13 protein-coding genes are annotated in these 13,518 nt (G+C 60.6%); 10 read left to right on the top strand and 3 right to left on the bottom strand.

Annotated features, from left to right (window positions below):
* Nucleotides 1-99: 99 nt before the first annotated feature.
* The 9 genes from gcl (at nucleotide 100) to thiS (ending at nucleotide 9,430) form a co-directional block, all read left to right on the top strand.
* A complete protein-coding gene (gene gcl, locus IPP03_22260) occupies nucleotides 100-1,875 on the top strand; it encodes a glyoxylate carboligase (protein MBL0355223.1) in 1,776 nt (591 codons plus the stop codon).
* A gap of 27 nt (nucleotides 1,876-1,902) precedes the next feature.
* The gene (hyi, locus tag IPP03_22255) at nucleotides 1,903-2,691 is read left to right on the top strand and encodes a hydroxypyruvate isomerase (GenBank protein MBL0355222.1); all 789 of its coding nucleotides are present in this window, start codon (nucleotides 1,903-1,905) and stop codon (nucleotides 2,689-2,691) included.
* 26 nt (nucleotides 2,692-2,717) lie between these two features.
* Nucleotides 2,718-3,632: a 2-hydroxy-3-oxopropionate reductase gene (locus tag IPP03_22250; protein ID MBL0355221.1), complete on the top strand. Its 915-nt coding sequence runs from the start codon at nucleotides 2,718-2,720 to the stop codon at nucleotides 3,630-3,632.
* 10 nt (nucleotides 3,633-3,642) lie between these two features.
* The gene (locus IPP03_22245; GenBank protein MBL0355220.1) at nucleotides 3,643-4,065 is read left to right on the top strand and encodes a DUF3830 family protein; all 423 of its coding nucleotides are present in this window, start codon (nucleotides 3,643-3,645) and stop codon (nucleotides 4,063-4,065) included.
* 19 nt (nucleotides 4,066-4,084) lie between these two features.
* Complete coding sequence (locus tag IPP03_22240) at nucleotides 4,085-5,347, top strand: glycerate kinase (protein MBL0355219.1); 1,263 nt, start codon at nucleotides 4,085-4,087, stop codon at nucleotides 5,345-5,347.
* Nucleotides 5,348-5,380: 33 nt separating this feature from the next.
* Nucleotides 5,381-5,797, top strand: a complete 417-nt coding sequence (locus IPP03_22235; GenBank protein MBL0355218.1) for a heme-binding protein — start codon at nucleotides 5,381-5,383, stop codon at nucleotides 5,795-5,797.
* Nucleotides 5,794-7,212 carry a pyruvate kinase gene (pyk, locus tag IPP03_22230; protein ID MBL0355217.1) on the top strand — a complete coding sequence of 473 codons (1,419 nt, stop codon included), beginning with the start codon at nucleotides 5,794-5,796 and terminating at the stop codon, nucleotides 7,210-7,212. Before IPP03_22235 ends, pyk begins: the two co-directional genes overlap by 4 nt.
* Before the next feature lie 89 nt (nucleotides 7,213-7,301).
* Nucleotides 7,302-9,218: a phosphomethylpyrimidine synthase ThiC gene (gene thiC, locus IPP03_22225; protein MBL0355216.1), complete on the top strand. Its 1,917-nt coding sequence runs from the start codon at nucleotides 7,302-7,304 to the stop codon at nucleotides 9,216-9,218.
* 41 nt (nucleotides 9,219-9,259) lie between these two features.
* Nucleotides 9,260-9,430: a sulfur carrier protein ThiS gene (gene thiS / locus IPP03_22220; protein ID MBL0355215.1), complete on the top strand. Its 171-nt coding sequence runs from the start codon at nucleotides 9,260-9,262 to the stop codon at nucleotides 9,428-9,430.
* A 203-nt stretch (nucleotides 9,431-9,633) separates the two neighbouring features.
* Here the strand turns inward: thiS and IPP03_22215 are convergent, their stop codons facing one another.
* The 3 genes from IPP03_22215 to IPP03_22205 all read right to left on the bottom strand — a co-directional run bounded on the left by IPP03_22215 (nucleotide 9,634) and on the right by IPP03_22205 (nucleotide 12,917).
* On the bottom strand, nucleotides 9,634-10,959 hold the full coding sequence (locus tag IPP03_22215; protein MBL0355214.1) for an IS4 family transposase: 1,326 nt from the start codon (nucleotides 10,957-10,959) through the stop codon (nucleotides 9,634-9,636).
* 532 nt (nucleotides 10,960-11,491) lie between these two features.
* On the bottom strand, nucleotides 11,492-12,007 hold the full coding sequence (locus tag IPP03_22210) for a histidine phosphatase family protein (protein ID MBL0355213.1): 516 nt from the start codon (nucleotides 12,005-12,007) through the stop codon (nucleotides 11,492-11,494).
* 238 nt (nucleotides 12,008-12,245) lie between these two features.
* Nucleotides 12,246-12,917, bottom strand: a complete 672-nt coding sequence (locus tag IPP03_22205) for an ABC transporter ATP-binding protein (protein MBL0355212.1) — start codon at nucleotides 12,915-12,917, stop codon at nucleotides 12,246-12,248.
* On the opposite strand from IPP03_22205, the gene IPP03_22200 reads away from it, so the two are divergent.
* On the top strand, nucleotides 12,916-13,518 hold the full coding sequence (locus IPP03_22200; GenBank protein MBL0355211.1) for an arylesterase: 603 nt from the start codon (nucleotides 12,916-12,918) through the stop codon (nucleotides 13,516-13,518). The genes IPP03_22205 and IPP03_22200 overlap by 2 nt on opposite strands.

The raw sequence follows: 13,518 nt of genomic DNA, 5'->3' as shown, positions 1-13,518 counted from the left end.
AGTATCGACAGAAACAATGGTAGCAGCAATTCAACTGGCGAGCTTTTCTCGCTATTCTGAATCCGTCGCAACACCCCACACTAATTCACGGAGAGACAAATGGCAAAGATGAGAGCAATTGACGCCGCCGCCGCGGTGATGAAAAAAGAAGGCATCGGTACCGTTTTCGGTGTGCCTGGTGCGGCAATCAACCCACTTTATTCGGCCATGCGTAAAAATGGCGGCTTCAACCACGTGTTGGCTCGCCATGTCGAAGGCGCTTCGCATATGGCTGAAGGCTTCACCCGGGCCAAGGCCGGCAACATCGGCGTCTGCATCGGCACCTCCGGCCCGGCTGGCACCGACATGATCACCGGTCTGTACTCGGCATCGGCTGACTCGATACCAATTCTTTGCATTACCGGCCAGGCACCGCGCGCTCGCTTGTACAAGGAAGACTTCCAGGCAGTCGATATCGAATCGATCGCCAAGCCGGTGACCAAGTGGGCAGTTACCGTTCGCGAACCGGCGCTGGTGCCGCGTGTCTTCCAGCAGGCTTTCCACCTGATGCGCTCCGGCCGTCCCGGCCCGGTGTTGATCGACCTGCCGTTCGATGTGCAGATGGCCGAGATCGAGTTCGACATTGAAACTTACGAGCCGCTGGCCGCCTACAAGCCCGCCGCCACCCGTGCCCAGGCCGAAAAAGCAATGGCCATGCTCAATGAAGCCGAGCGTCCGTTGATCGTTTCCGGTGGCGGCGTGTTCAATGCCGATGCTTCCGCCAAGATGCAGGAATTTGCCGAGTTGACCGGCGTTCCGGTGATCCCGACGCTGATGGGCTGGGGCGTTATCCCTGACGACCACCCGCTGATGGTCGGCATGGTTGGCCTGCAAACCTCGCATCGCTATGGCAACGCGACGCTGCTGGCGTCAGACTTCGTGTTCGGCATCGGCAATCGCTGGGCCAACCGTCATACCGGCTCGGTCGAGGTTTATACCGCAGGCCGCAAGTTCGTCCATGTGGACATCGAGCCAACACAGATCGGCCGCGTCTTCGGCCCGGACTATGGCATCGTTTCCGACGCCGGTGCGGCGCTTGATCGACTGATTGAAGTGGCCAAGGAAATGAAGGCTGCCGGTACGCTGCGTGACCGTCAAGCCTGGCTTGGCGAATGTCAGGAGCGTAAGCGTACGCTGCAGCGCAAGACCCACTTCGACGAGGTGCCGATGAAGCCGCAGCGCGTTTATGAAGAAATGAACGCCGCTTTCGGTAAGGACACCTGCTACGTCAGTACCATTGGCCTGTCGCAGATCGCCGCTGCCCAGTTCCTGCACGTTTACCGCGAACGCCACTGGATCAACTGTGGCCAGGCCGGCCCGCTCGGCTGGACCATCCCGGCTGCACTTGGCGTTTGCGCTGCTGATCCCTCACGTAAGGTGGTGGCGATCTCCGGTGACTACGACTTCCAGTTCATGATCGAGGAACTTGCCGTTGGCGCCCAGTTCAAGCTGCCCTACCTGCACGTGGTGGTCAATAACGCCTATCTGGGCTTGATTCGCCAGTCGCAACGCGGTTTCGACATGGACTTCTGCGTTCAGCTCGCCTTCGAAAATATCAATGCGCCGGAAACTGAAGGCTATGGCGTCGATCATATTGCAGTGGTCGAAGGTCTCGGCTGTAAAGCGATCCGTGTCCGTCAGCCAGAAGATATCCAGCCGGCTTTCGCCCAGGCGAAGCTGTGGATGGAAGAGTTCCGCGTGCCGGTGGTGGTCGAGATTATTCTTGAGCGTGTCACCAATATCTCGATGGGTACCGAAATCAACGCCGTCACCGAGTTCGAAGAACTGGCCGCATCGGGTAAAGATGCGCCGACCGCCATTTCGATGCTCGACTAACCGACAAGCCTTAAGAAGGAAAAAATAATGCCAAAGTTTGCCGCTAATCTGACCATGCTCTTCACCGAGCTGCCTTTCGTCGAACGCTTTCAAGCGGCTGCGGAAGCCGGCTTCAAGGGTGTCGAGTATCTCTTCCCTTATGATTTTCCGGCAGCAGTGCTCGCAGCCGAATTGAAGAAGCACGGCCTGACGCAGGTGTTGCACAACCTGCCGGCCGGCGATTGGGCTGGTGGCGAACGTGGTATTGCGGTGTTGCCGGAGCGCGTTGAGGAGTTTCGGGTGGGTGTCGACCGTGCCATCGAGTATGGAACGGCTCTCGGTTGCAAGCAGATCAACTGCCTGGCCGGCATCGTCCCGGCCGGCGCCTGCCAGAATACGGCGCATCGTACCTTCGTCGACAACCTGCGCTTTGCTGCCGACAAGCTGAAGGCCGCCGGGATCAAACTGCTCATCGAGCCGATCAATACCTACGACATCCCTGGTTTCTTCCTGAGCCGGACAGCGCAGGCACTTGAAATCATCGATGAGGTCGGCGCCGACAATCTGTTCGTTCAGTACGACATCTACCACGCACAACGCATGGAAGGTGAATTGGGCAACACCATCGCCAAGAACCTGGCGCGTATCGCTCACATCCAGCTCGCCGACAATCCCGGTCGCAACGAGCCCGGAACTGGCGAAATCAATTACCCGTGGCTGTTCCGCCACATTGATCAACTCGGATACACCGGCTGGATCGGCTGCGAGTACAAGCCGGCGGCCGGCACGCGTGAAGGCTTGGGCTGGATCGCTACATTAGCAGCAAATCGCAATTAATTTAATTTCATAAAAGGAGACAGAAAATGGCAAGAATCGGATTCATCGGCCTCGGTATCATGGGCGCCCCTATGGCAGGACATCTCATTGCTGCTGGCCATACGCTTTATGCCTTTACGCATGGCTCGGTGCCGCAAACACTGATCACCGCAGGCGCTATTGTTTGTACAAATGCGGCAGACGTTGCCGGCAAGGCAGACATTATTTTCATCATGGTGCCGGATACGCCGCATGTTGAAGATGTGCTGTTTGGTAGCAAAGGCCTTTCCAGCGTCCTGCAGGAGAACAGTGGTGTCGCCGACGGACTTAACGAACGCAAAGTGATTATCGATATGAGTTCGATATCGCCGGTTGCAACGAAAGAGTTTGCCAAGAAGATTAACCAGTTAGGTTGCGAATACCTGGACGCACCTGTTTCGGGTGGTGAAGTCGGGGCAAAAGCCGCTAGCCTGACCATTATGGTCGGTGGCAGTCCTGCTACTTTTGAACGCGTCAAGCCGCTTTTGGAGCTGATGGGCAAGAACATTACTTTGGTTGGTGGCAACGGCGATGGTCAGATCACCAAAGTGGCAAACCAGATCATTGTCGCCTTAACGATCGAAGCTGTTGGCGAGGCTCTGCTGCTTGCTGCCAAAGCGGGTGCCGACCCAGCCAAGGTTCGTGAAGCACTAATGGGTGGCTTTGCCAATTCGCGCATTCTCGAAGTGCATGGTGAGCGGATGATCAAGCGCACCTTCAACCCAGGCTTCCGCATCGAATTGCACCAGAAGGATCTTAATCTGGCGTTGGCAACCGGGCGCCAACTTGGCGTTGCCCTGCCCAACACGGCTACGGCGCAGGAGTTGTTCAATACCTGCGCAGCGCATGATGGCGCCGGCTGGGACCATTCGGCGATGGTCAGGGCCCTGGAAAAAATGGCCAACTTCGAAATCGGTCAGTGAGGTGATCCGGATGCGTCATCTCGCTATTGAGGTGGGGGCGTACCGCTTCGTCGCCCGCCTGGAAGAAGAGGCTGCACCGCGAACCTGTGCAGCTTTCATGAAATCGATGCCATTTTCCAGTCAGGTCATCCATGTGCGCTGGAGCGGTGAAGCGGTCTGGATTCCGCAAGGAGAACTTGAAACCGATTTTGGCTTCGAGAATCACACCAGCCATCCTTCGCGCGGCGACGTGCTGTGGTATCCGGGAGGGATTTCTGAAACGGAAATCCTTTTCGCTTACGGCAGTTGCCAGTTCGCCAGCAAGATGGGGCAACTGGCCGCCAACCATTTCATGACCGTGATCGAAGGCGATCACCAATTGTTGGACATGGGGCGCTCCGTTCTGTGGAAGGGCGCGCAAAGCATACGTATTTCTGATCTCGGTGAATGCTGACAGACAAGGAAGAAGCGATATGAACACCCCACCTCGCGAGTTGCTCGCCAATTTGTTCACCGCAGCAGTCAATGCAGCCCAACCCGAGCATTGTATTCCACGCTTTTTGCCCGAGCCGCCCAAGGGGCGCACCATCGTTATCGGCGCCGGCAAGGCTTCGGCAGCCATGGCTCAGGCGCTGGAACGAAACTGGCCGGGGCCGCTGAGTGGCCTGGTCGTTACCCGCTACGGCTATGCGGTGCCATGCGAACGCATCGAGATCGTCGAGGCGGCGCATCCGGTGCCCGATGCGGCTGGTGCCGCAGCGGCGCTTCGCGTGCTGGAACTGGTCGGCAATCTCACGCCGGACGATCTGGTGATCTGCCTGATCTCCGGTGGTGGCTCGGCGTTGTTGCCGCTGCCGGGCGAAGGGGTGACGCTGGACGACAAGCAGGCGATCAGTCGTGCCTTGCTTAAATCGGGCGCGACCATTTCCGAAATGAACTGCGTGCGTCGCCACCTGTCGGGGATCAAGGGAGGGCGCCTCGCTGCCGCCTGCTATCCGGCACGGGTGGTGAATCTGCTGATTTCCGATGTGCCGGGCGACAACCCGATGGATATTGCATCCGGCCCAACGGTAGCCGATACGACCAGTTGCCAGGATGCGCTGGAGATTGTTCGCCGTTACGGCATTGAGTTGCCGAACGGTGCGCGCGCCCTGCTTGAGAGCGGCCGCGGTGAAACTGTCAAGCCCGGCGATCCGCGTCTGGCTGGTGTTTCTACCCGTCTCGTCGCGACGCCGCAGATGGCGCTCGAAGCCGCGGCTGCGGTTGCCGAAGCGGCCGGTGTGCGGCCGGTGATCCTCGGTGACAGCATCGAAGGCGAGGCGCGTGACGTTGGCAAGGTAATGGCCGGCATCGCGCTGCAGGTGGCCCGGCGCGGGCAGCCGATTGCACGCCCCTGCGTGCTGCTGTCCGGTGGAGAAACCACCGTGACCGTACGCGGCAAGGGGCGGGGTGGGCGCAACGTCGAATTCCTGCTTTCGCTGGCCATCGGCCTGAACGCCGAAGAAGAGGTGTTCGCGGTGGCCGGCGATACCGACGGGGTGGATGGCCAGGAGGAGGTTGCCGGCGCATTCGTTACGCCGTGCACCCTCGCTCGGGCCTGGTCCAAGGGTATCAAGCCGCTGGCCAGCCTCGACGCCAACGATGGCCATGGCTTCTTCGAAGCCTTGGGCGACGCGCTGATTACCGGGCCAACGCTGACCAACGTCAACGATTTTCGGGCCATCCTGATTGCCTGAAACCGGGCGACATAAACAACAAGGAGACAAGACATGAAACAAACGAATGTGCTGACGCTGGATGATGTTCGCCAGATCGCAGCAGCGGCAGAACAGGAAGCCAAAAATTGTGGCTGGTCAGTCAGCATCGCCGTCTGCGATGCCGGTGGCCATGCTCTGTGGCTGCAACGCATGGATGGTGCGCCGCTGATGAGCGCCATGGTGGCGCCCGAGAAGGCACGGACCTGTGTGCTGAGCGGCAAGCCGAGCAAGGTGTTTGAAGACATGGTTAACAATGGCCGTTATGCGGCGCTGGCCATGCCGGTGGTGCCGCTCGAGGGCGGCGAACCGATCACCGTCAACGGCTTCATCATCGGGGCGGTCGGGGTGTCTGGCGTGAAGGCTGGCGAAGATGCGCAGGTGGCACGGGCCGGGGTTGCTGTAATCCATTCATTGAAGGAGGCAGCATGAGGCGCTTTCGCAGATCGCGGATTCTGGCCACGCTGGGGCCGGCCAGTTCGACCAAGGACGACATTCGCGCACTCGTCGATGCCGGGGCCGATGTTTTTCGCCTGAATTTCAGCCATGGCAGTCATGCCGACCATGCTGAGCGCTACCAGATGATCCGCAAGATCGAGGACGAGATCGGTCGACCGATCGGTATTCTGATGGACTTGCAGGGGCCGAAACTGCGCATAGGCAAGATAGCCGGCGGCAAGACCACCTTGGTCGAGGGAAGTCGCTTCCGCCTGGATCTGGACAAGACCGACGGTGATGCCCGTCGCGCCAACCTGCCGCATCCGGAGATTTTCGCGGCGTTGCAGGTCGGCACGCACCTGCTGCTTGATGATGGCAAGCTGAGTCTGCGCGTCGATGCCTTCGGACCGGATTTCGCCGAGACGACCGTCCTGGTCGGGGGCGGCCTGTCCGACCGCAAGGGGGTCAATGTCCCCGGCGTATTGCTGCCGATTTCGCCGTTGACCGAGAAGGATCGCAGCGATCTGGCGTTCGGCCTGGAACTTGGGGTGGACTGGGTAGCCCTGTCTTTTGTTCAGCGACCGGAGGATATCGCGAAAGCCCGCCAGTTGATCGGTGATCGGGCGTGGATCATGGCCAAGCTGGAAAAACCGATGGCGATCGAATATCTCGACGAGATCGTGGCCCAGGCCGACGGTATCATGGTGGCCCGCGGCGATCTTGGCGTCGAATTGCCGCCGCAGCAGGTTCCGGTCATTCAGCGACGTATCGTGCGGGCGGCGCGGGCGGCCGGCCGTCCGGTGGTCATTGCCACGCAGATGCTTGAGTCGATGATCCTGTCGCCGGTTCCAACCCGTGCCGAGGCTTCCGACGTGGCCACCGCAATCTACGAAGGAGCCGATGCGGTGATGCTTTCGGCCGAGTCGGCATCCGGCAAATATCCGCTCGAAGCCGTGACGATCATGAATCACATCATCAGCGAGGTTGAATCCGATCCCGCCTGGCGCGTCGGACTGGATGCCAGCCATACTCCGGCCGAGGCAACGACACCGGATGCGATCTGCTGCGCGCTTCGTCGTGTCGCAGAATTGCTGGCACCAGCGGCAACGGTCGCCTATACGGTCAGCGGCTTCAGTTGCCTGCGCGCCAGCCGCGAGCGCCCCAAGACGCCGATCGTGGCCTTGACCACCAGCAAGGAAACCGCACGGCGCCTGGCGCTTGCCTGGGGCGTGCATCCCGTTGCCTTCCAGGAAGCCACCAATCTTGAAGCCATGGTCATCGATGCCGGCCGGGTAGCTGTCGAACAGGGCTTTGCTGCACCCGGTGATGATGTAATTGTTATTGCTGGCCTCCCTTCCGGCCATTCAGGCAATACGAATTTCCTGCACGTGGTAAGAGCCACAGACTAGATTCGTAGCCTCCTGCATGTCCGAATTTTTGCTTACCCTGCGAAAAATCGTGGGGTAAGCAAGCTTTTTCTCTCCAGATGGAGAAGACAATGAACGCCAACGTCCCCTTCCTCGCTGCGACCGCTCACGTCGACGCGGCCGCAGTCCAGCCGCTGCCCAATTCGCGCAAGGTCTACATCGCAGGTTCCCGCCCGGACATCCGCGTGCCGATGCGCGAAATTTCGCAGGACGACACGCCAACCGCCTTCGGTGGCGAACAGAACCCGCCGCTCTACGTCTACGACTGCTCCGGCCCCTACTCCGACCCACAAGCCAAGATCGACATCCGCGCCGGCCTGCCAGCGCTGCGCGCCCAGTGGATCGCCGAACGTGGCGATATCGAAGAACTCGCCGGCCTGACCTCCGAATTCGGCCGCATCCGTGCCGCTGACAAGGCGCTCGACGAACTACGCTTCCCCGGCCTGCACCGCAAGCCCCTGCGCGCCAAAGCCGGCAAAAATGTGTCCCAGATGCACTATGCCCGCCAAGGCATCGTCACCCCGGAAATGGAATACGTCGCCATTCGTGAAAATAACAACCGCCGCGCCTACATGGAGTCGCTACGGTCAACCGGCAAAATGGGCGAAAAAATGGCGGCCCTGCTTGGCCGCCAGCACCCCGGCCAAAACTTCGGCGCCAGCATTCCCGAAGAAATCACCCCCGAATTTGTGCGCAGCGAAATCGCTCGTGGTCGCGCCATCATCCCCAACAACATCAACCACCCGGAAAGCGAACCGATGATCATCGGCCGCAACTTCCTGGTCAAAATCAACGCCAACATCGGCAACTCGGCCTTGGGCTCTTCCATTCAGGAAGAAGTCGAGAAAATGACCTGGTCGATCCGCTGGGGTGGCGACACCGTCATGGACCTGTCCACCGGCAAGAACATCCACGAAACCCGCGAATGGATCATCCGCAACAGCCCGGTCGCCATCGGCACCGTGCCGATCTATCAGGCGCTGGAAAAGGTCAACGGCAAGGCCGAAGACCTGACCTGGGAAATCTTCCGCGACACGCTGATCGAACAAGCCGAACAAGGCGTCGACTACTTCACCATCCACGCCGGTGTGCTACTGCGCTACGTCCCGCTGACCGCCAACCGGATGACCGGCATCGTCAGCCGCGGTGGTTCGATCATGGCCAAGTGGTGTCTGGCGCATCACAAGGAAAGCTTCCTCTACACGCATTTCGAGGACATCTGCGAAATCATGAAGGCCTACGACGTCGCCTTTAGCCTCGGCGATGGCCTGCGTCCCGGTTCCATCTACGACGCCAACGACGAAGCCCAACTCGGCGAACTCAAGACCCTCGGCGAACTGACCCAGATCGCCTGGAAACATGACGTCCAGGTGATGATCGAAGGTCCCGGCCATGTGCCGATGCATCTGATCAAGGAGAACATGGACCTGCAACTCGACCAGTGCAGCGAAGCCCCGTTCTACACCCTCGGCCCGTTGACCACCGACATCGCCCCCGGCTACGACCACATCACCAGCGGCATCGGCGCCGCGATGATCGGCTGGTACGGCACCGCGATGCTTTGCTACGTCACGCCCAAGGAACACCTCGGCCTGCCGGACAAGGACGACGTCAAGGTCGGCATCATCACCTACAAGCTCGCCGCCCATGCTGCCGACCTCGCCAAAGGTCACCCCGGGGCACAGATTCGTGACAACGCCCTGTCCAAGGCGCGCTTCGAATTCCGCTGGGACGACCAGTTCAATCTTGGCCTCGACCCCGACAAGGCGCGTGAATTCCACGACGAGACGCTCCCGAAGGAATCGGCCAAGGTCGCCCACTTCTGCTCGATGTGCGGCCCGCACTTCTGCTCGATGAAGATTACCCAGGATGTGCGTGAATACGCCGCGGCGCAAGGAATTGCCGAAGCCGAGGCGCTGGCGAAGGGCATGGAGGAGAAAGCGGTCGAGTTCGTCAAGGCCGGCGCCGAGGTTTATCGCAAGATTTGAGGTCTATTATGTTTCTGATTATCGTCAATGGTCAGAAATGACTGTCCAAACCGTCTGTCACCCTGGCTGAACTGCTAGTGGAGCTTCGGTATACCGGCAAGCGCATCGTCATCGAAAGAAATGGCGAAATTGTTCCGAAAAGCCAGTATGCAAAAACCTTTTTCGACTCCCGAGACCGCTTGGAAATCATTGCCGCCGTCGGCGGCGGCTGAACCGGCGAAGGCTCCATGCATCGCCAGCAAGGCGTACCGGTTCGCGACTGGTCATTGCGATTCAACCTCCCAAATTCACCAACCTGCCCAATATTGCCAACTGTTATCTGCGTTTCGTCATTGCGCACATCGCGGATTACCCGGTCAACCGCATTCCATTACACACAAATTATTCAAAATTACACTTTGAAGTTGAACTCGCGTCATAACGCATGAGCCTCTCTCGCGAATCTGATCCCGGCGGCGAAATCGACGACGCGTTGAAGGCCAAGCCAAAGGGTCTTCACCCCTGGCTCGCCATCGCCCTTGCGGGCCAGAAATCCGCCAAGCATCGCCACCAAGCGCACCACTTCATTGAGCCTGGGCGGCGTCTTGGGCACCTTCTTCCGATTCAGGATGTAAGCCGCTTGCCATTCGTCCTGCTCGAACAGCAAGGCCGCATCCAGGTCTGGGCAGGTACGGCCCAGGCGCATGAGTCGGGCAATCCGCCAAGCCACCACCATGAACAGCGCCAGCGCCCGTTCCAGCCGCGCCACGGTGCTCAACTGCAACGCCTCTACGCGGCAGCCGTTCTTGAGGACATGGAAGAACAGTTCGATCTCCCAGCGCGCCCGGTACCAGTCGATCAGTTCGGTCGCCGCTTCGAAAGAGTTAATCGGCCGATTGGTCAGCAGCCGCCATTCCACCGGCTTCACGCCCTCGGGGGCACTTTCTTCTCGCGCCACCAGACAACTCACCTCGATCCGGCTCCCCTTGCCGTCGGAGACCGTCACCCGCTTTGCCCAGACTCGTTGCCGAACGTCCCGCGCCTTCTGTCCTTGCCGCGAAGGCATCGTGAAGCGGATGCCGCCGAGCGCTTCGCTGGCCAGGACCTCAGTCCACAGCTTGCCGCCCTCGGGAAGCGCCCGATTGTGCTGGGAACGAATCAGCCAGTCGGCGGGATGCCCCAGCTCGCGGGCTTGCACCATCAGGGCCACGATGTCCGCCTCCCGATCCGCCACATACACCAGCCGGGTGTCCGGCATGCTGCTCGCCAACTCCGCGATGCGGGTGTAGCCCTCCGTCCAGCGGGTGCTTTCCAGCAGGCCACCTCGTTGGCCGCTCGCGTCCTTGGGTTCGCGTGCCCACATCCAGGCGTCCAGAACACCCAAGGGTTCACGCTGCGGACTGACCGCGTAGGTGGAATGCACGTACATCCCGCGTTGGGCTTCATACGAGAGCGGCCCCAGACCGGCAATGCGCTGACCATTGAAGTCGAGTTCCGTGGTGTCTTGGATGCACAGCACCACCGGATGCGCCCGCATGCGCGTTTCGGCGCTTCCCCAGTGCGAGGCCAGGATGGCTTCCCATTCGATGTCGTCCTGCGCAAAAAAACGATACGCCGCCTGGGTTTCCGCCCAGCCGCCGCAGGCTTGCGGGATACTGGCCATCGGATTGGCTGCCATGCGCTCCGCCAGCAGCACCGTGCGCTTGTCCAGACGCCGGTCGCCCAGGTCGATCGCCTTGAATTCTTCCGCTGCCCAACCCATCACATCCACCCAGCATTTCTTGTAAAGTCAGCATGTTACGCAGAGGTGTTGAAGTTGTGTGTAATGGGATGGGTCAACCGCCTCAGCGACTCACTGCCCGTGGAAGGTCGCTGTGCAAATTGCTCACCCAGCTAATCCTCGCCTGCCTTATTCGCGCTAACCCCGAAAGACGGTGGTGGGCAGACGGTTACCCGACAGCTTGCAGCGCTCCAGGTTCTGGGTCGTATACGAGTCCTGGAGCCTCGTCGGCGATCATTTCAAGAAGACCTTCGCCTGTATCGGCTCCTCAATCTCGCCAATTCCTCACAAATCATGCAAATTGCATTGGCTAACTGCGGTTTTTAGGTTCAATTCTGCATCGGGAACGCGGTCGCTCGAGCGCCACAATCCACGAGGAAAAGATGGCTGACGGCACCCTGTCCAGTCCGGGCCGGGCGCGATCCGGACAAGCCGCTCCACGCGCTCAACCACGATGCAAGCCGGTTGTTCTGGGGCCAGCACCCTGCGCAAACTCAGCCTGGGCCGCCAAGCCTCACATTTCTCCCGGCCGTGTGATCGAAATCAACTCGGCCCCTCCCCGCCCCAGCACCCGCCAGTCGGTCAGCGGTCGCAGTACCGCCAGCGCGGCCGTAGGTAGCAACTTGCCATCATCGGGCTGCGTAAGCGGCCCCTGTGTCAGGAAATAGACAAGTTCCTCGAGGCCCGGGTTGTGCCCGACCAGCAGCACCTGCCGCGCATCGGCGGCATGGTCAGCCAGACTGGCCAGCATCTCCGCGACCGATCCCCCGTAGATCCTCTCGTCGAAGCAAATCCCGCGCTCCTTGAGCCCGAGCGACCGGCATATCGACTCGGCGGTCTCCCGCGCCCGCCGCGCCGGAGAACTGATGACCCGATCCGGAATCAGTTTCTCGTCCTTCATCCAATCGCCTGCCTTCTGCGCGCCGGTCCGGCCACGTTCGGCCAGCGGCCGGTCGAAATCCGGCTCGCCGGTGCTCCAATCGGACTTCCCATGACGAAGAATGAACAATCTGAGTGCCGCTTTAACCATTTCCTGGAGACTCCTTCAGCAAATTACCATCACGCCACGTCCCGACGATGCGGACAAGCTGTCCTGCCGCAAGCGGGTTCTCTTGTCGGTCATGTTAGCAGCGCCCAGGCACAAAAGAGCGGAAAAACCGCGGAGTGTGGGCAACGAATTTCCCTCGCCCATCGCCAAGGTCGAGATGACGGAGAAAGCGCGGGTTGACGACGCTCGAAAACGGACTCCGGCGCGGCAGCCGGGCGCCTCAGACGAGTCGCCCCGAATGAATCCGCAAAATCCGCGCGCAGCGGGCCGCAATCGCTTCGTCGTGGGTGACCAGAACCAGGGTCGTTCCCTGACGGGCGTTGAGGTCGAACATCATGTCGATGATCTGCTGGCCGGTCGCCGCGTCGAGGTTGCCAGTTGGCTCGTCGGCAAGCACCAGCCGCGGACTCGGAGCAAAGGCGCGGGCCAGCGCGACGCGCTGCTGCTCGCCGCCGGAAAGATGCTTCGGGTAATGCTTCAGCCGGTGTTCGAGTCCGACGCGCACCAGCCAGTCGCGGGCAATTGCGGTCGACCCTTTGGAACCCGCCAATTCCAGCGGCAGCATGACGTTTTCCAGCGCGTTGAGCGAAGGCAGCAACTGGAAGGACTGAAAGACGAAACCGAGCAGCTTGCCGCGCAGGCGGGCGCGTTCGTCCTCGTCGAGCGCTGCCAGCACAACGCCGTCGAGACGGATTTCCCCGGATGTGGGAACATCGAGGCCAGCCAGCAGCCCAAGAAGGGTCGATTTACCCGAACCCGAGGCGCCAACGAGGGCCACCGTCTCCCCCGACATGACCGAAAACGAAATATCCTGCAAAATCGTCAGCGGCTCGCCGCCGTTATCGACGGTCTTCCCCAACCCCGACACTTCAACCACTGGTTTCTCGATCATGCGGACTGCCCTGCTCCTGTTTGCCCTGTTCTTCTCCGCCACGCCGGCGCTGGCCGCGCGGACCATCCTGATCCTTGGCGACTCGCTTTCTGCCGGCTACGGCATCCGTCCCGAACAGGCCTGGCCGTCATTGCTCGAAAAGCGCCTGAGCGAAAAGCACCTCGATTATAGCGTCGCCAATGTCTCGATTTCCGGCGAGACCACCGCCGGCGGCCGCACCCGCCTGCCGGAAGCGCTACAGCGCCACAAGCCGGCCATCGTCGTCATCGCCCTCGGCGCCAATGACGGTCTGCGCGGCCTGCAACTCGCCCAGATGCGTGACAACCTCGCCGCGATGCTCGATGCCGCCCAGGCGACCGGGGCGCGCACGCTGCTTATCGGCATGCGCCTGCCGCCCAATTATGGTCCTTACGCCACGGAATTCGCAAAGAGCTTCGCAGACACCGCCAAGCGCAAGAAGAGTGCCGCACTGGATTTTCTGCTGGCGCCGATTGCCACCAACCCGGCCTACTTCCTTTCCGATGGCATCCACCCGACGCCCGAGGCACAGCCGCTGATCCTCGACAACGTCTGGCCCGGCCTGCAGCCGCTGCTGAAATAG

Source organism: Candidatus Dechloromonas phosphoritropha (assembly GCA_016722705.1).
Lineage (GTDB): Bacteria > Pseudomonadota > Gammaproteobacteria > Burkholderiales > Rhodocyclaceae > Azonexus > Azonexus phosphoritrophus.
Note: the sequence above shows the minus strand (reverse complement) of the source record. Positions and strands in the feature narration are given on the sequence as shown.